We start from the raw sequence: 15,932 nt of genomic DNA, 5'->3' as shown, positions 1-15,932 counted from the left end.
GTCTCCTAGATTTTCTCGACCTTCACGAGGAAGGTCTTGAATTCCGGCGTATTCGTGTTGCCGTCGCCCACGAAAGGCGTCAGCGTGTTCGCCAGGAACCCGGGCTTGGTCACGCCCTTGAAGCCCCAGTGAATCGGAATACCGACGTGGTGGATGTTCTTGCCCTCGATCTTCATGGCCTTGATCCGCTTGGTCACCACGGCCACGGCCTTGATGTGGCCGCGCTTGGAGCTGACCTTGACCCGGTCTCCGGCCCGGATGCCCAGCTCCGCCGCCAGCGCCTCGCCGATCTCGACGAACTGCTCGGGCTGCGTGATGGCATTGACCAGCGAGTGCTTGGTCCAGTAGTGGAAGTGCTCCGTCAGCCGGTAGGTGGTGCCCACGTGCGGGTAGTCCGCCGCCTTGCCGAAGGTGTCCCAGACGTTGGCAAACACGCGCGCTGCCGGTGAGGACGTGGCCTTGGCGTTGTCCGGGTGCATCGGGTTGTAGCCCAGCGGCGTGTCGAACGGCTCGTAGTGCGTGGGGAACGGTCCTTCGTTGAGCCCCTTGCGGGAGAAGAAGCGCGCCACGCCTTCCGGGTTCATGATGAACGGCCCGGCGCCCGTCTCCGGTGCCAGCGTGGCCCCGAAGTCGGGCACGTCGGCCCCGCTCCAGCTCTTGCCGTTCCAGCCCACCAGCTTGCGGTGCGGGTTGAACGGCTGGCCCTGCAGGTCGGCCGACGCGCGGTTGTACAGGATGCGCCGGTTTGCCGGCCAGGCCCAGGCCCAGTTCAGCGTGTTGCCGATGCCGGTGGGGTCGCTGTTGTCGCGGCGGCCCATCTGGTTGCCCGCCTGCGTCCAGGCGCCGGCGTAGATCCAGCAGCCCGACGCGGTGGAGCCGTCGTCGCGCAGTTCACCGAAGCCGGAAACCTGCTGGCCTGCCGGCCGCAGAACCTTGCTGGGGTCGGCCGGATCGGTCAGGTCGACCAGCGCCTTGCCGTTGTACTCCTTGGCGATCTCCTCGGAACTCGGGTGGTCGGGCTCGGCGTACTTCCAGTCCAGGTTCAGGATCGGGTCGGGAAAGGCCCCGCCTTCCTTCGCGTAGAGCGCTTTCAGGCGGTGGTGCAGGCCGGCCATGATGGCCACGTCGGTCTTGGCCTCGCCCGGCGGTTCGGCTGCCTTCCAGTGCCATTGCAGCACGCGCGAGGAACTGACCACCGCGCCTTCTTCTTCGGCGAAGCAGGTCGTGGGCAGGCGGAACACCTCGGTCTGGATCTGCGACGGGTCCATGTCGTTGAACTCGCCGAAGTTCTGCCAGAACTCCGACGTTTCGGTCGCCAGCGGGTCCATCACGACCAGGAACTTGAGCTTGGCCAGGCCACTGCGCAGGCGGTTGCTGTCGGACAGCGCCGCGATCGGGTTGAAGCCCTGCGCGATGTAGCCGTTGACCTTGCCCTCGTTCATGAGCTGGAAGATCTGCAGCATGTCGTACTGCTTGTCCAGCTTGGGCAGGTAGTCATAGGCCCATTGGTTGTCGGCCGTGGCCGCCGCACCGAACCAGGCCTTCATCAGGCTGACGTGGAACTTGGGGTAGTTCTGCCAGTAACTCATCTGGCCCGCGCGCAGCGGTTTCTGCGTGCGGGTGGTGATGTACTGCTGGTAGTCCTGTTCCTTTTCGCCCGGCAGCGACAGGTAGCCCGGCAGGCTGGCCGACAACAGCCCCAGGTCCGTCAGGCCCTGGATGTTGGAGTGCCCGCGCAGCGCATTCATGCCGCCGCCGGCCACACCGATGTTGCCGCACAGCAGCTGCACCATGGCCGCGCAGCGCAGGATCTGCGCGCCGATGGAGTGCTGGGTCCAGCCCAGGGCGTACATGATGGTGGCCGCACGCCCGGCCACTGCCGTGGAGGCGAACTTCTCGGCCACGTGCAGGAATTTTTCCTTCGGTGTGCCGCAGACGCTTTCGACCTTCTCGGGCGTGTACGCCGCGTAGTGTTGCTTCATCAGCTGGTAGACGCAGCGCGGGTGCTGCAGCGTCGGATCGGTCTTGACGTAACCGTCCTCGCCCAGCTCGTAGTCCCAGCTCTTCTTGTCGTAGCTGCGCTTCTCTTCGTTGTAGCCCGAGAAAATGCCGTCCACGAACTGGAAGTCGTCACGGACGATGAAGCTGAAGTCCGTGTAGTTGTGAACGTACTCGTGGTGGATCTTGTCGTTGCTCAGCAGGTAATGGATGATCCCGCCGAGGAAAACGATGTCCGAGCCCGAACGGATGGGCGCGTAGAAGTCCGCCACCGAGGCAGAGCGGTTGAAGCGCGGGTCCACCACCATGAAGTGCGCCTTGTTGTGCGCCTTGGCTTCGGTGACCCATTTGAAGCCGCAGGGGTGCGCTTCGGCGGCATTGCCGCCCATGATCAGAATAACGTCCGCGTTCTTGATGTCGACCCAATGGTTCGTCATCGCTCCACGGCCAAACGTCGGGGCAAGACCTGCCACCGTCGGGCCGTGTCAGACACGGGCTTGGTTGTCGAATGCGAGCAGGCCCCAGGAACGGGCCACTTTGTGGGTGATGTAACCGGCTTCGTTGCTGGAGGCCGAAGCGGCCAGCATGCCGGTGGAGAGCCAGCGGTTGACGGTCAGGCCGTCGGCCGTGGTGGCCTGGAAGTTCGCGTCGCGGTCGGCCTTGAGCAGCTTGGCCACGCGGTCCAGCGCCTCGTCCCAGGAGATGCGCTGCCACTCCTTGGAGCCGGCGGCGCGGTACTCGGGGTACAGCAGGCGGTTGGGGCTGTTGATGTAGTCCAGCAGACCGGCGCCCTTGGGGCACAGCGTGCCGCGGTTGACCGGGTGGTCCGGATCGCCTTCGACGTGGATCACCGACGCCTTGGCGTTCTTGCCGCCTGTGCCCAGCGAATGCATCAGGATGCCGCAGCCGACCGAGCAGTAGGTGCAGGTCTGGCGGGTGACGGTGGTGGAGGCCAGCTTGAACTGGCGGACTTCGGCCAGCGCGGTGGCGGGCGAGAAGCCCATGGCCACGAGGCTGGAGCCGACGAGGCCCGCCCCGCTGACGCGGAAGAAATGCCGGCGGTTCATGTCCATGACGGAACCTCCGGGGGTGGGAATGAGGATGGGTGCTTCATCGTGGGCTTCTGGTGAAATGAGGCAGGCTGGTCGGGCCAGGGGCTGGCGGACCGCAGCGCGCGGTTTCCTTTCGAAGCAACCGGGCGGGTCCAGAAGGGGCTCCTGCGGGGCGCCGGGCGGCGGCGCGGGCAGTGGTCTGGCACGGGAGCGGATTGCGCTGACGATGTTATACCGAGCACGCGTTTCGTCAATGTGGAAAACCGTGGGCGGCCAGCCCGGCCCGCGGGGCAATCAGGCCGCGGCCGGCAGGCAGACCCGCACGCGCAGCCCACCCAGCGCCGGCGAGGTGTCCAGTTGCAGATGGGTGCCGTGCAGCGCCGCCACCGCCTGGGCAATGGCCAGGCCGAGGCCGCTGCCGGTCGACGGGGTGCCGGGCAGCCGGTAGAAACGGTCCAGCGCCCGCTCGCGTTCGCCTTCCGGGATGCCGGAGCCGCTGTCCTCCACGCTGAGCCAGACGGCCGCCGGGCTGTCTGCGGGCCCGGCGGGCTGCACGCGCACGTCGACGCGGCCCCCGGGCGGGGCGTATTTGAGGGCGTTTTCCAGCAGATTGCGCAGCAGGATGCGCAGCGCTTCCGGGTGGCCCATGACCCTGGCCGGGCGGCCGTCGGCGGGGGCGTCGACGCCCACGTCGGCCCCGCTCGCCGCCACCGCTTCCGCCACCACCTGCCGCGCCAGCTCGTCCAGCGCCAGCGGCTGGGCGGGGGCGCCTTCGGCTTGGCGGGCCTGCTGGCGGGCCAGCACCAGCAACTGCTCGATCAGGCGGGTGGCCCGGTCGATGCCGGCGTCCAGCCGTTGCAGGGCCCGCTCGCGGGTGGCCTCGTCACCAGCCCGGCGCAGGCCCTGGACCTGCAGCTTCAGGGCGGCCAGGGGCGAGCGCAGTTCGTGCGCCGCATCGGCCACGAAGCGCTGCTGGGTCTCGAACGCCAACGACAGGCGCTGCAGCAGGCCGTTGAATTCGTGCACCAGGGGCTGCAGTTCGTCGGGCAGCGCGGTTTCGGCCACGGCGGTGAGGTCGTCGGCGGTGCGGGCCGCCAGTTGCTGGCGCACGCGGTTCACGGGCGCCAGCGAAGTGCCCACCAGCCAGCCCACCAACAGCATCAGCATGGGCGCCAGCAGCAGGATGGGCACCGCGGTACGCAGCGCCAGTTCGCTGGCCATGCGCTCGCGCACCGCCATGTCCTGGGCGACCTGAATCACCAGTCCGCGGGTGAGCACCGAATACACCCGGTACTGGGTGCCGTGGGCGTCCACCTCGGCAAAACCCAGCACGGCGCGGGGCGGCAGTTCGGCACGCGAGGCCGACTGGAAGATCAGGTTGCCGTCCAGCGTCCAGATCTGGACCACGAAATCGAAGTCCTGCTCCTCCGGGGGCAGGGGCAGCACGCCCGTCGCCAGACCCTGGGGCAGGCCGGCGCGCAGCGACTGGGCCACCTGCTGCATGTGGTAGTCGAAGATGGTGTCGGCCTCGGCGCGGGCGGCGCGCAGGGCCAGGGTGGCCTGCAGCAGCGCCGTGGCCAGGATGGCCAGCAGCACGAACCACAGCAGCCGGGCGCGCAGGGAGGTCAGCGGTCGCAGCATGCGTGCGTGGCGGATGGGCAGGGCAGCGGGCGCGTCACTGCTTGGGCACCATGTAGCCCACCCCGCGGACATTGCGGATCAGATCGGCTCCCAGCTTCTTGCGCAGGCCGTGGATGTAGACCTCCACCGCGTTGCTGCTGATTTCGTTTTTCCAGTCGTAGAGCTTCTCTTCCAGTTGCGCGCGCGAGAGCACCAGGCCCGGGCGGGCCAGCAGCGGCTCCAGCACGGCCCATTCGCGTGCCGAGAGCACCACCGGTTCGCCATGCACGCTGGCTTCGCGCGTGGCCGGGTTGATGCTCACGCCCTGGTGGTCGTAGACTGGCTCGGCCCGGCCGGCCGAGCGGCGCAGCAGGGCGCGGATGCGCGCCAGCAGCTCGTCCAGCTCGTAGGGTTTGAGCACGTAGTCGTCGGCGCCGGCGTCAAGGCCTTCGACGCGCTGGCTCAGGGCGTCGCGGGCGGTGGCGATCAGCACCGGCACGCGCTCGCGGCGGGCGCGCAGGTCGCGCAGCACGGTCAGGCCGTCGCGCCGGGGCAGGCCCAGGTCCAGCAGCACCAGGTCGTAGCTCTGGGTGCGCAGCGCGGTGTCGGCGGCATCGCCGTCACGCACCCAGTCCACGGCGTAGTGCTCGGCCCGCAGCAGGTCGAGCACGGTTTCTCCGATCATCGTGTCGTCTTCGACCAGAAGCAGGCGCATGGTGGTTTTCCCAAGGGTTGGCGGAATTATGCGGTGGCCGGGCGCAAACGGCGATAAGCTACGCCGCCGTTGCCTGCCCCTATGACGCCCCATCCTTCCGACGATTCGATCGCTGCCCTGCGGGCGCGCCATGGTGCCCGCTACCGCTGGCTGTTGCTGCTGTCGGTGATGATCGGCACCATGGCCTCGGTCATGTCGTCGACCATCGTCAACGTGGCCATTCCCGACATGAGCCAGCACTTCAACCTGGGCCAGGAGCGGGCGCAGTGGGTCACCTCGGGCTTCATGGCGGCCATGACCGTGTCGATGCTCACCACGCCCTGGCTGCTTTCGCGCTACGGCTACCGGCGCACCTACGCGGGCTGCATGTGGCTGCTGCTGGCCGGCGGCCTGGCGGGCGGCTTTGCTCAGCACTACCCGCTGGTGCTGGCGGCGCGGGTGGCCGAAGGGCTGGCGGCCGGCGTGGTCCAGCCGATCCCGGCCATCATCATCCTGCGCGCCTTCGAGCCGGGTGAGCAGGGGCGTGCCAGCGGCATCTTCGGCACCGGCGTGGTGCTGGCGCCCGCCATCGGCCCCAGCATCGGCGGCCTGTTGGTCGACGCCTTCGGCTGGCGCTCCATCTTCTTCATGGTGGTGCCGTTCTGTCTGGCCTCGCTGTGGCTGGCGCGCCGGTTCGTGCCGGTCAATGCGCCGGGCGGGGCGATGGCGGGACAGGGGGCGGGTCTGGACTGGCGTGGCCTGCTGCTGGCCTCGGCCGGCACGCTGTGTCTGCTCAACGGCCTGGTCGAGCTCAAAGGGGGCACGGCCGTCATGGCCTGGACCCTGCTGGGCGGGGCGGTGATTGCCCTACTGGCTTTTGTGGCATTGCAGCGGCACATGCTGCGCAGCCGGACGCCCGGGGCTTCGGCGCCGCTGATGAACCTGACGCTGTTCCGCGACCGGCGCTTCGCCATGGGCAGCGTGGTGGCGTTCATCTACGGCACGGCCCTGTTCGGCTCCACCTACCTGCTGCCTGTGTTCATGCAGATGGGCCTGGGCATGTCGGCAGCGTTCGTCGGCACCATCCTGCTGCCGGCGGGCCTGGTGCTGGCGGTGACGATTTCGCTGGTGGGCCGCCTGGCCGACCGCCACCCCACGCACCGGCTGGTCAGCCTGGGCCTGGCATTGCTGGCGGCCTCGTTCGTGCTCATGGTGACCGTGGGCAGCGGCAGCCCGGGGATGACGGTCACCTGGCTGGTGCTCTGGGCCATCGTGGGGCGCATCGGGCTGGGCTTCATCCTGCCCTCGCTCAACGTGGGGGCCATGCGCGGCCTGCACCATGTCGACATTCCCCAAGGGGCGAGCGTCATCAACTTCCTGCGCATGCTGGGCGGCGCCGCCGGGGTGAGTCTGTGCGGCATCGTGCTCGAATGGCGTCTGGCGGCCCATGGCGGCGAGCGCATGCCCGCCTTCCACGAGACTTTCGTGATGCTGGGGGCGGTGTGCGCCCTGGCCCTGCTGGCCGCCTGGCGGTTGCGTCCGGAGCCTCGCCACAAAGGCTAGGGTGGCCGTCTCCGCGGCGGACGGTGCCCGGGGCACAATAGCTTCCATGTGCCAACTGCTCGGCCTGAATTGCGCCACCCCCACCGACGCCACCTTCAGCTTTACCGGCTTCTGCCAGCGTGGCGGGGCGACCGATCACCACGCGGACGGTTGGGGCATCGCCTTCTTCGAGGGCAAGGGCCTGCGCCTGTTCATCGACCACGAGAGTGCGGCCGCCTCGCCCGTGGCGGCGTTCCTGCGCGGCTACCCGCTCAAGAGCCGGAACATCATTGCCCACGTGCGCAAGGCCACGGTCGGCGAGGTCTGCCTGGAAAACGCGCACCCGTTCACCCGCGAACTCTGGGGCCGCCACTGGGTGTTCGCCCACAACGGCGACCTCAAGGACTACCACCCCAAGCTGCACAGCCATTTCCTGCCGGTTGGCAGCACCGACAGCGAGCGCGCGTTCTGCTGGCTGATGCAGGAGCTGGCCAAGTCGCACGCCAGCGTGCCCTCGGTGGCCGAGCTCACGCTCACGCTGCGCGAGCTGGTGCCACAGATCAGCCGCTTCGGCACCTTCAACTTCCTGCTGTCCAATGGGGATGCGCTGTGGGCGCACTGCAGCACCAAACTGCACTGGCTGATCCGCCAGCACCCGTTCCAGGCCGCGACGCTGATGGACGAAGACTGGACCGTCGATTTCGCCGACATCAACCAGGCCGGTGACCGGGTGGCGGTGATCGTGACCACACCGCTGACCCGCAACGAGCAGTGGACGGCCTTTGCACCCGGTGAACTCAAGGTGTTTGTCGACGGCCAGCCCGTGGGCTGAGTACGGGTTGGCCGCAGCCAGGGGCTGCGGAGGCTGGGGGTATCATCGTCCGGACCCGGGCATGCAGCCCATGGCCGTGCCATGAGACGGGGTTCACAACGGAGACAGATTCATGCAAAGACGACACCTCATCGCCGGGGGCCTCGCGGCCGCCACCCTGCCTGGTTTCACCTGGGCGCAAGGCATCGAAAAGCCCAAGCTCACCATCGCCGTGGGCGGCAAGAACCTGTTCTATTACCTGCCGCTGACCATTGCCGAGCAACTGGGCTACTTCAAGGCCGAGGGGCTGGACGTCAACATCGTCGACTTCGCGGGCGGCTCGCGCGCGCTGCAGGCCGTGGTGGGCGGCAGCGCCGATGTGGTCTCGGGCGCCTTCGAGCACACCATCAACATGCAGTTCAAGGGTCAGCCCATGCGGGCCTTCGTGCTGCAAGGCGCTGCACCGCAGATCGTGCTGGGCGTCAATCCCAAGACCATGCCCAGCTTCAAGAGCGTGGCCGACCTCAAGGGCAAGAAGGTGGGCGTCACCGCGCCGGGCAGTTCGACCAACGTGATGGTCAATTTCGTGCTGGCCAAGGCGGGGCTCAAGCCCAGCGACGTGAGCATCGTGGGTGTGGGCGCCGGCAACGGCGCGGTGGCCGCCATGCGCTCGGGCCAGATCGATGCCATGGCCAACCTCGATCCCGTCATCACGCTGCTCGCCCGCTCGGGCGACCTGAAGATCGTGACCGACACGCGCAAGCTCGCCGAGGCCGAACAGGTGTTCGGGGGGCCGATGCCGGCCGGTTGCCTGTACGCGCCGCAGTCGTTCGTCGAGAAGAACCCGCAGACCGCGCAGGCGCTGACCAACGCCATGGTGCGGGCCAACAAGTGGATCCAGCAGGCCGGTGGCAGCGACGTCATCAAGGTGGTGCCCGAAAGCTATCTGCTGGGTGACCGCGCGGTCTACATCGACGGTTTTCTGGCGTCCAAGCAGGCGATGTCGCCCGATGGCAGCTTCCCGGCCAAGGGCGCCGAGACCGCGCTCAAGGCCCTGGCCAGCGTGGACGACAAGCTCGCGGCGGCCAAGATCGACCTGAACGCGGTCTACACCAACGACTTCGTCAAGAAGGCGAACGCGAAGTACCGGTGAGTGACACCCCCCTGCGCGGCTGACGCCGCGAGGGGGACAACGCCAGCGGGCCGGCGAAGCCGGTTCCGCGGCGTTCCCCGCTTGGGTATTTGGTAGACAGAGCTTTTTCTATGAGTCATCCCGCCATTGAATTGCAGGGCGTGGCCTGCACCTTCGTCAGCAAGGACAACCCCGGCCAGCGCTACACCGCGGTGCAGAACGTCGACCTCACCGTGGGGGCTGGCGAGTTCGTGAGTGTGGTCGGCCCCACCGGCTGCGGCAAGAGCACGCTGCTCAATGTGGCCGCCGGCCTGCTGACGCCCAGCACCGGCAGCGTGCGCATCTTCGGCGAGGCCCTGTCGGGCATCAATGCCCGGGCCGGCTACATGTTCCAGGCCGAAAGCCTGATGCCCTGGCGCACGGCGTTGCAGAACGTCATGGCCGGCCTGCAGTTCCGCGGTCTGGCGGATCGCGATGCCAAGGCCCAGGCCGAAGAATGGCTGCGCCGCGTCGGCCTGGGCGGCTTCGGTGACCGCTACCCGCACCAGATGAGCGGCGGCATGCGCAAGCGCGCCAGCCTGGCGCAGACCCTGGTGATGGACCCGGACATCATTCTGATGGACGAGCCCTTTTCCGCGCTGGACATCCAGACCCGCCAGCTGATGGAAAACGAGGTGCTGGATCTCTGGCAGGGCGGCGAGCGCCGGGCCGCCCCCAGCTCGCCGAGCTCCCCCTCGGGGGGACAGCGCGCAGCGCAAGGGGGCGCGGGCCGGAAGGCGGTGCTGTTCATCACGCACGATCTCGACGAAGCCATCGCCATGAGCGACCGCGTGGTCATCCTCAGCGCCGGCCCGGCCAGCCACCCGATCGGCGAGTTCGCCATCGACATTCCGCGCCCGCGCGACGTGGCCGAGGTCAAGACCACGCCTCGCTTCCTCGAACTGCACGCCGCCATCTGGGGCGTGCTGCGCGAAGAGGTGCTCAAGGGCTACCAGCAACAACTGCAAAAGGCCGCCTGACGCGGCCGCCTCCCACCCGCTTATGTGGAACCTGATCAAACCGAGACCGGCCACGCTGCGCCTGTGGCAACTGGGCCTGCTGGCCCTGATCTTCCTGTTCTGGCATGCGATGACCAAGCCAGGGCTGATCCCGCCGTTCATGTTCGAGAACGACCGCCAGGCGGCGTTCTTCTTCGGTGAGCCGCTGCGCATCTTCGAGCGCATCTGGGCCTGGTTCGTCACCGATGCCGACATCTACCAGCACCTGGGGGTCACGCTGGCCGAAACCGTGATGGCTTTCGCCATCGGCGCGGTGGGCGGCCTGGCCGGCGGCCTCTGGCTGGCGCTTTCGCCCATGGCCTCTGCCATTCTGGAGCCCTACATCAAGGCCATGAACGCGATGCCCCGCATCATCCTGGCGCCGATCTTCGCGGTGTGGTTTGGCCTGGGCATGGGTTCCAAGGTCGCGCTGGGGGTCACGCTGGTGTTCTTCATCGTGTTCTTCAACGTCTACCAGGGCGTCAAGGAGGTGAGCCCGGTGGTGCTGGCCAACGCGCGCATGCTGGGCGCCAGCCAGAAGCAGTTGCTGCGCCATGTCTACCTGCCCAGCGCCACGAGCTGGGTGTTCAGCTCGCTGCACACCTCGGTGGGGCTGGCCTTCGTCGGTGCGGTCGTGGGCGAGTACCTGGGGTCCAGCCAGGGCGTGGGCTACCTGATCCTGCAGGCCGAAGGCAGCTTCGACATCAACACGGTGATGGCGGGCATTCTGGTGCTGACCACGTTCGCGCTGGTGCTCGACGGCCTGGTCGGCAAGATCGAAAAGCGCCTGATGACCTGGCAGCCCAAGGCGGGCGAAACGGAAAAACTGTGAGCGCCCTCCTGCGCCACCCGAGGCGGCTTTTCCCCGCGCTGGCGCGCCAGCGTCGCGGGTCGGGGGAATTGCGCCTGCGGCCCGGCGGAGCCGGTTCCGCGGTGCACACGGGCCGGTTTTGCTTCGTTGGCCCTGATGAACGCGGAAGAGGTGAACGGCTGTGAACGGCTGGCTCGCATTGGGGATTGCCATCGTGGCCGAGGTCGTGGGCACCAGTGCCCTCAAGGCCAGCGAAGGGTTCACGCGGCTGTGGCCCTCGGTGTTGGTGGTGGCCGGCTACGCGGTGGCGTTCTACTGCCTGTCGCTGGTGCTGCGCACGATTCCGGTGGGCGTGGCCTATGCCATCTGGTCGGGCCTGGGCATCGTGCTCATCACCGTGGTGGCGTTTGTGCTTTATGGGCAGAAGATCGATCTGGCCGGCCTGATCGGCATGGGGCTGATCGTGGCCGGCGTGCTGGTGCTCAACCTGTTTTCACGCGCCACACCCCACTGAGGCCGCACCGCAGGCGCCATGCGGCACGGCACCGGGTGCGTGCGGTTCAGAGCACCGCGACGAGCTTGCCCATGAACTCCGGCAGTCGCTTGCTGCCGGCCCGGTTTTCGGTCATGGCTTCTTTCCAGCCCAGGAAGGCCTGCCGCAGCCCGTCGGTGCCCGAGGCATGGGCAATGCTTTCGATCAGCGACAGGCGGGTGTGCTGACCGAAGATTGTGTTGACCGTGTTGATCATGAAGTTGCGGGCCATCTCGTTCTGGGCCGCAGTCCGTTCGGCCGCTGGCGGCAAGCGGGTCAGGAAAGTGTCGGCCTCTCTGGCCGCGGAGGGTGTTTCGGCCACCGCCCCCACCACCCGGCGATCGGACTTCTCCGGCATCTCACGCTGCCGGGCCTGGATGCAGCCCTTGTCGACCAGTTCGCCGAGGATGGCGGCGATGTCGCTGCCCGTTGCAAAGGTGGCCAGATCCCGGCCGCAGCGCTGCCCGTCCACCAGCACCAGAATGCGCCGCACCATGGGCGACAGGCCCAGCGAACGCTGCTGGATTTCCTGCTGGCCGGTTTCCGTCTTGGCAAAGGCGGCGGAGATGAGGTCGATCGTTTCGCTCATGGTCGTCTGTCCCTAATCGGTCAACGCCACACGGCCGAGCGCCTGCCTGCCGCTCGATGGGGTGACAGCGCGTAGTGTGCGAAATGTCACCCGCCAAGACCATTCGGGTTTTCTAGAGGGCGCGACCGCTCATCGCCCGCCACCGCCTTTCAGCCGGCCAGCGCGGCCTCCAGCGCGTCGACGAACATGGCCGGCACGTCGAAGCCGGTCTGGTCGCTGATTTCCTGGAAGCAGGTCGGGCTGGTGACGTTGATCTCGGTCACCTTGTTGCCGATCATGTCCAGCCCCACCAGCAGCAGGCCGCGGGCTGCCAGCGTGGGGGCGATGGCTTCGGCCACGGCACGGTCCTCCTCGCGCAGCGGCTGGGCCACGCCCTTGCCACCGGCGGCCAGGTTGCCACGCACCTCGTTGCCCTGCGGAATGCGCGCCAGCACATACGGGGCCACCTGGCCACCGATGAGCAGCAGACGCTTGTCACCCTCGGCGATCTCGGGCAGGTAGGCCTGCGCCATCACGCTGGTGGCGCCGTCCTGGTTGAGCGTTTCGATGATGGAGCCGAGGTTCATGCCGTCGGGGCCGACGCGGAAGATGCCCATGCCCCCCATGCCGTCCAGCGGTTTGAGGATGATGTCGCGGTGCTCGGCGTGGAAGGCGCGCAGGTCGGCCGCGCTGCGCGTGACCAGGGTGGCCGGCGCGAACTGCGCGAACTCCATCAGCGCCAGTTTTTCGGGGTGATCGCGCAGCGCGCGCGGGCTGTTGAATACGCGCGCGCCTTCGCGCTCGGCCTGTTCCAGCAGGTGCGTGGCGTAGAAGAACTCGCTGTCGAAGGGCGGGTCCTTGCGCATGATCACGGCATCGAATCCATGCACGGGCTCCAGCGCCTCGCTGGTCACGGTGTACCAGTCGTCGGCATGGCCGGTGAGCTGCAGATGGCGCACCTGCGCGATCACCGGCTGCCCGCTGCGCCAGCGCATCAGGCGCGGCTCGGTGCTGGCCACGCGGTGGCCGCGCTTCTGCAGCTCGCGCATCATGGAGAAGGTGGTGTCCTTGTAAATCTTGAAGGACTCGATGGGGTCGGCGACAAAAAGAATGTTCATGGGTATCGGGTTCGACGCGAAGGGCGCTGGGGGTTCACCGCTTCCCGTACTGTTGCACAAACAGCGCCAGCGCGCCGGCGACCACGCCCCAAAAAGCCGAGCCGATGCCGGCTATCACCACCCCGCTGAGCGTGACCAGAAAAGTGATGAGCGCGGCTTCGCGGTGCGTATCGTCCTTCAGCGCGGCATGCAGGCCGCCGCCGATGCTGCCCAGCAGCGCCAGCCCGGCGATGGCCAGCACCAGTTCCTTGGGGAAGGCCAGCAGCAGGCCGGTGACGGCAGCGCCCACCAGGCCGATGGCGATGTAGATCAGGCCGCAGGCCACGGCCGCGGTGTAGCGCTTGGCCTTGTCGGCGTGCGCTTCTTCGCCCATGCAGATGGCGGCGGTGATGGCGCTGAGATTGAGCGCAAAGCCGCCAAAAGGTGCGAGCACCAGGGTGGCGACGCCGGTCATGGTGATGATTTTCGAGATCGGCATCTCGTAGCCCGCTGCGCGGATGGCGGCCACGCCCGGCAGGTTCTGCGAGGCCATGGTGACGATGAACAGCGGCAGGGCCAGGCTGACGAAGGCGCTGAACGTGAACTCGGGCCGGGTGAACACCGGCACCGCCCACTGCAGCACCAGCGCCCCGGCATTGAACTGGCCCTGCGCCACCACCCAGGCGACCGCGACCAGCAGTGTCAGCGGCACCGCGTAGCGCGGCAGCAGGCGGCGGCCGAGCAGATAGGCCAGCAGCATCAGCACCACCAGCGGCAGTGCGGTCTGCGCCGTTGCAAATGCCTGCAGGCCGAAGCGCGCCAGCACGCCCGCCAGCAGCGCCGAGGCGATGGCCATGGGGATGCGGTTCATGACCCGCTCGAACCAGCCGGTCGCGCCCGACAGGATGATCAGCAGCGCGCAGGCCATGAAGGCCCCCACCGCCTGGGCCATGGAAAAGCCCCCGGCCAGCCCGGCCGTGGCCAGCACCGCGGCACCCGGCGTGCTCCAGGCCACCATCACCGGTTTCTTCAGGATCAGCGAAGGAATGGCCGAACACAGGCCCATGCCGAGACCGAGCGCCCACATCCACGAGGTGATGAGTTCCGGCGTGGCGCCGAAGGCCTGCGCGGCCTGGAAGACGATGGCCACCGAGCTGGTGAACCCCACCAGCACCGCCACGAAACCGGCCGTGGCGGCCGAGAGGTTCAGATCACGGAAAAAAGACATCGCGCGATTGTGCCGCGACCGGCTGGCCGGGCGTTGTCCATGCGCAGAGTCCCCGGGCTACAGCCGGACGTAGCGCCAGACCAGCGCGCAGCCCGCGCACAGCACGACCGCACCCATGATGCGCAGGAAGCGCTCGCGTGGCAGGCCCAGGGCCAGGCGGCGGCCGAGCGCGTTGCCGGCCAGCATGGCGGGCGCCAGCAGCACCGCCAGTGCCAGAACGGGGCCCTGGGCGTAGACGCCGGCCAGCAGGAAGATCACCACCCGGGTGAGCGTGGCCAGCCCGATCAGGGTGGACTGGGTGACGCGGATGCGCGCGGGCGTGTCGAGGCGTCCGGCGAGGTAGATCGCATAGAGAAAGCCCCCGCTGCCGAACAGCGCCGAAAACACGCCGCCGACCGCGCCAAACGGCCAGGCGGCCGACGCCGGCCAGCGCGCGGCGGGCCGGCGCCCGCTGAGCGCGTACAGACCGTAGCCCATGGCGAACAGGCCCAGGGCCAGCAGCAAGGCATCGGGCCTGCCGAGCAGCAGCAGGGCCGCGCCCACCAGGCTGCCCAGCGCCATGGCCGGCACGATGCGCCGCAGTTCGGCCCGGTCGGCGGCAGCGCCATCGCGGGCGACGCTGGTTGCAGCCGCGGCGCCGTCCAGCAGCGCGAGCAAGGGCACGATCACGGCCACCGGCACCAGGTGCGCCAGGACCGGTGCCGCCACCAGTGCGGTGCCGAAGCCGGCCAGGCCGAAGATCACATAGGCCGCGCCGACGGCCAGCAGGGCGATGGCCAGATCGGCCGGCGGGAGGGGCAGGAAGGCGAGCAGGAATTCCATGGCAGCGTGAACGGGGATCGGTCCCGCCGACTCTAGGGATTCGCTGCCGCGAGGGCCAATACCGAATGCGCTGTGCGCCGATCTCGAAATCAGATCGGTGCCGTGGCCCCTGGAAACGATTTCACCAGCCGCCGCGTGAAACGCTGCACCAGTTCGGGGGCGTCGTGCCGCCACATCGCCAGCACCCCGCTGACGGCGAGCGGGTCGTCCAGCGGCAGGCAATGCACGCCTGCGGGGGCCTGTTCGGCCATCGACCGCGGCACGATGGCGATGCCAAAGCCCCCCGCCACCAGCGCCAGTTGCGACCACTTGCGCGAGCGCACGGCGGCGGGCTGGGGTTGGAAGCCCTGGGCGCGGCACAGCTCGGCCACCCGGTGGCTCAGGCCACCGCGCTCAAGGTGGGGCGTGGCGACGAAGCGTTCCGCCCGCAGGGCGGCGACGCCGATGCGGGTGTGGCCGGTCAAGGCGTGCCCGGCGGGCAATACCAGCATCAGCGGCTCTTCGTACAGGGGCTGGTAATGCACGCCGTCGTGGCGCCGCAGCACGGGAGCGCGGGCCAGGCCCACATCGGCCACATCCTCGGCCTGCTGCTCCGACGCTGCCTGGGACACTTCGATGCCCACACCCGGGTGCTGTCCGGTGTGGGCGCGCAGCGCGGCCAGGATGGGCACCCCCAGGGGCACCGAACTCGAGTGCAGCAGCCGCAAGGTGCCTTCGGTGCCGCGCTGGGCATGGACCGCGTTGGCCGCGGCCGACTCCAGCGCGGCCAGGATGCGGCGCGCATCCGCGTACAGCGAGCGGCCGGCCGCCGTCATCGCCAGCGGGCGGGCTTCGCGCTCCAGCAGCGTGACCTGCAGGGTCTGTTCCATGTCGCGCACCTGGCGGCTGAGCGCGGACTGGGCAATGAACAGCCGCTCGGCGGCCTGGCTGAAGCCGCCTGCGTCGACGATTTCCACGAAATAGCGCAGTTGCCGGTGCGTGAGCATCG

The 15,932-nt window shown here is 68.4% G+C and carries 14 protein-coding genes; 6 read left to right on the top strand and 8 right to left on the bottom strand.

All coding sequences use genetic code 11. From position 1 onward, the window contains the following. Positions 1-5: 5 nt before the first annotated feature. The 3 genes from fdnG to L0977_RS06635 all read right to left on the bottom strand — a co-directional run bounded on the left by fdnG (position 6) and on the right by L0977_RS06635 (position 5,385). Positions 6-3,071 (bottom strand): formate dehydrogenase-N subunit alpha, encoded by a 3,066-nt coding sequence (fdnG, locus tag L0977_RS06645; protein ID WP_234264066.1) that lies wholly within the window; start codon positions 3,069-3,071, stop codon positions 6-8. 273 nt (positions 3,072-3,344) lie between these two features. After that, positions 3,345-4,691, bottom strand: a complete 1,347-nt coding sequence (locus L0977_RS06640; protein WP_234264065.1) for an ATP-binding protein — start codon at positions 4,689-4,691, stop codon at positions 3,345-3,347. A 34-nt stretch (positions 4,692-4,725) separates the two neighbouring features. Further along, positions 4,726-5,385, bottom strand: coding sequence for a response regulator (locus L0977_RS06635; RefSeq protein WP_234264064.1), 660 nt, complete (start codon positions 5,383-5,385; stop codon positions 4,726-4,728). An 81-nt stretch (positions 5,386-5,466) separates the two neighbouring features. Here L0977_RS06635 and L0977_RS06630 point away from each other — a divergent pair, with 81 nt between their 5' ends. The 6 genes from L0977_RS06630 (at position 5,467) to L0977_RS06605 (ending at position 11,211) form a co-directional block, all read left to right on the top strand. Then, on the top strand, positions 5,467-6,927 hold the full coding sequence (locus tag L0977_RS06630) for an MFS transporter (RefSeq protein ID WP_234264063.1): 1,461 nt from the start codon (positions 5,467-5,469) through the stop codon (positions 6,925-6,927). Positions 6,928-6,973: 46 nt separating this feature from the next. Further along, positions 6,974-7,738 (top strand): class II glutamine amidotransferase, encoded by a 765-nt coding sequence (locus L0977_RS06625; protein ID WP_234264062.1) that lies wholly within the window; start codon positions 6,974-6,976, stop codon positions 7,736-7,738. Positions 7,739-7,850: 112 nt separating this feature from the next. After that, positions 7,851-8,870 (top strand): ABC transporter substrate-binding protein, encoded by a 1,020-nt coding sequence (locus tag L0977_RS06620; protein ID WP_234264061.1) that lies wholly within the window; start codon positions 7,851-7,853, stop codon positions 8,868-8,870. A 110-nt stretch (positions 8,871-8,980) separates the two neighbouring features. After that, complete coding sequence (locus L0977_RS06615; protein ID WP_234264060.1) at positions 8,981-9,868, top strand: ABC transporter ATP-binding protein; 888 nt, start codon at positions 8,981-8,983, stop codon at positions 9,866-9,868. Between the two features lie 22 nt (positions 9,869-9,890). Further along, a complete protein-coding gene (locus L0977_RS06610; protein ID WP_234264059.1) occupies positions 9,891-10,718 on the top strand; it encodes an ABC transporter permease in 828 nt (275 codons plus the stop codon). 160 nt (positions 10,719-10,878) lie between these two features. Further along, positions 10,879-11,211 carry an SMR family transporter gene (locus L0977_RS06605; protein WP_234264058.1) on the top strand — a complete coding sequence of 111 codons (333 nt, stop codon included), beginning with the start codon at positions 10,879-10,881 and terminating at the stop codon, positions 11,209-11,211. 46 nt (positions 11,212-11,257) lie between these two features. Here the strand turns inward: L0977_RS06605 and L0977_RS06600 are convergent, their stop codons facing one another. From L0977_RS06600 to L0977_RS06580, 5 genes are all read right to left on the bottom strand, one after another. Beyond that, a complete protein-coding gene (locus L0977_RS06600; RefSeq protein WP_234264057.1) occupies positions 11,258-11,818 on the bottom strand; it encodes a hypothetical protein in 561 nt (186 codons plus the stop codon). 149 nt (positions 11,819-11,967) lie between these two features. After that, positions 11,968-12,915, bottom strand: coding sequence for a glutathione synthase (gene gshB / locus L0977_RS06595; protein ID WP_234264056.1), 948 nt, complete (start codon positions 12,913-12,915; stop codon positions 11,968-11,970). Between the two features lie 34 nt (positions 12,916-12,949). Beyond that, on the bottom strand, positions 12,950-14,122 hold the full coding sequence (locus tag L0977_RS06590) for a benzoate/H(+) symporter BenE family transporter (protein ID WP_234264055.1): 1,173 nt from the start codon (positions 14,120-14,122) through the stop codon (positions 12,950-12,952). A gap of 57 nt (positions 14,123-14,179) precedes the next feature. After that, complete coding sequence (locus tag L0977_RS06585; RefSeq protein WP_234264054.1) at positions 14,180-14,944, bottom strand: sulfite exporter TauE/SafE family protein; 765 nt, start codon at positions 14,942-14,944, stop codon at positions 14,180-14,182. An 89-nt stretch (positions 14,945-15,033) separates the two neighbouring features. After that, the gene (locus L0977_RS06580; protein ID WP_234264053.1) at positions 15,034-15,930 is read right to left on the bottom strand and encodes a LysR family transcriptional regulator; all 897 of its coding nucleotides are present in this window, start codon (positions 15,928-15,930) and stop codon (positions 15,034-15,036) included. Positions 15,931-15,932 lie beyond the last annotated feature (2 nt).

It is taken from the genome of Hydrogenophaga sp. NFH-34, from assembly GCF_021401345.1.
In the GTDB taxonomy this organism is placed as follows: domain Bacteria; phylum Pseudomonadota; class Gammaproteobacteria; order Burkholderiales; family Burkholderiaceae_C; genus Hydrogenophaga; species Hydrogenophaga electricum.
The sequence above is the reverse complement of the archived record's forward strand: the minus strand, read 5'-3'. Positions and strand labels throughout refer to the sequence as shown.

Bases quoted from the DNA above. Each gene is read 5' to 3' on its own strand.
- L0977_RS06640 (WP_234264065.1), bottom strand. From the start codon at position 4,691: ATGCTGCGACCGCTGACCTCCCTGCGCGCCCGGCTGCTGTGGTTCGTG.
- L0977_RS06635 (WP_234264064.1), bottom strand. From the start codon at position 5,385: ATGCGCCTGCTTCTGGTCGAAGACGACACGATGATCGGAGAAACCGTG.
- L0977_RS06630 (WP_234264063.1), top strand. From the start codon at position 5,467: ATGACGCCCCATCCTTCCGACGATTCGATCGCTGCCCTGCGGGCGCGC.
- L0977_RS06625 (WP_234264062.1), top strand. From the start codon at position 6,974: ATGTGCCAACTGCTCGGCCTGAATTGCGCCACCCCCACCGACGCCACC.
- L0977_RS06620 (WP_234264061.1), top strand. From the start codon at position 7,851: ATGCAAAGACGACACCTCATCGCCGGGGGCCTCGCGGCCGCCACCCTG.
- L0977_RS06615 (WP_234264060.1), top strand. From the start codon at position 8,981: ATGAGTCATCCCGCCATTGAATTGCAGGGCGTGGCCTGCACCTTCGTC.
- L0977_RS06610 (WP_234264059.1), top strand. From the start codon at position 9,891: ATGTGGAACCTGATCAAACCGAGACCGGCCACGCTGCGCCTGTGGCAA.
- L0977_RS06600 (WP_234264057.1), bottom strand. From the start codon at position 11,818: ATGAGCGAAACGATCGACCTCATCTCCGCCGCCTTTGCCAAGACGGAA.
- gshB (WP_234264056.1), bottom strand. From the start codon at position 12,915: ATGAACATTCTTTTTGTCGCCGACCCCATCGAGTCCTTCAAGATTTAC.
- L0977_RS06590 (WP_234264055.1), bottom strand. From the start codon at position 14,122: ATGTCTTTTTTCCGTGATCTGAACCTCTCGGCCGCCACGGCCGGTTTC.
- L0977_RS06585 (WP_234264054.1), bottom strand. From the start codon at position 14,944: ATGGAATTCCTGCTCGCCTTCCTGCCCCTCCCGCCGGCCGATCTGGCC.
- L0977_RS06580 (WP_234264053.1), bottom strand. From the start codon at position 15,930: ATGCTCACGCACCGGCAACTGCGCTATTTCGTGGAAATCGTCGACGCA.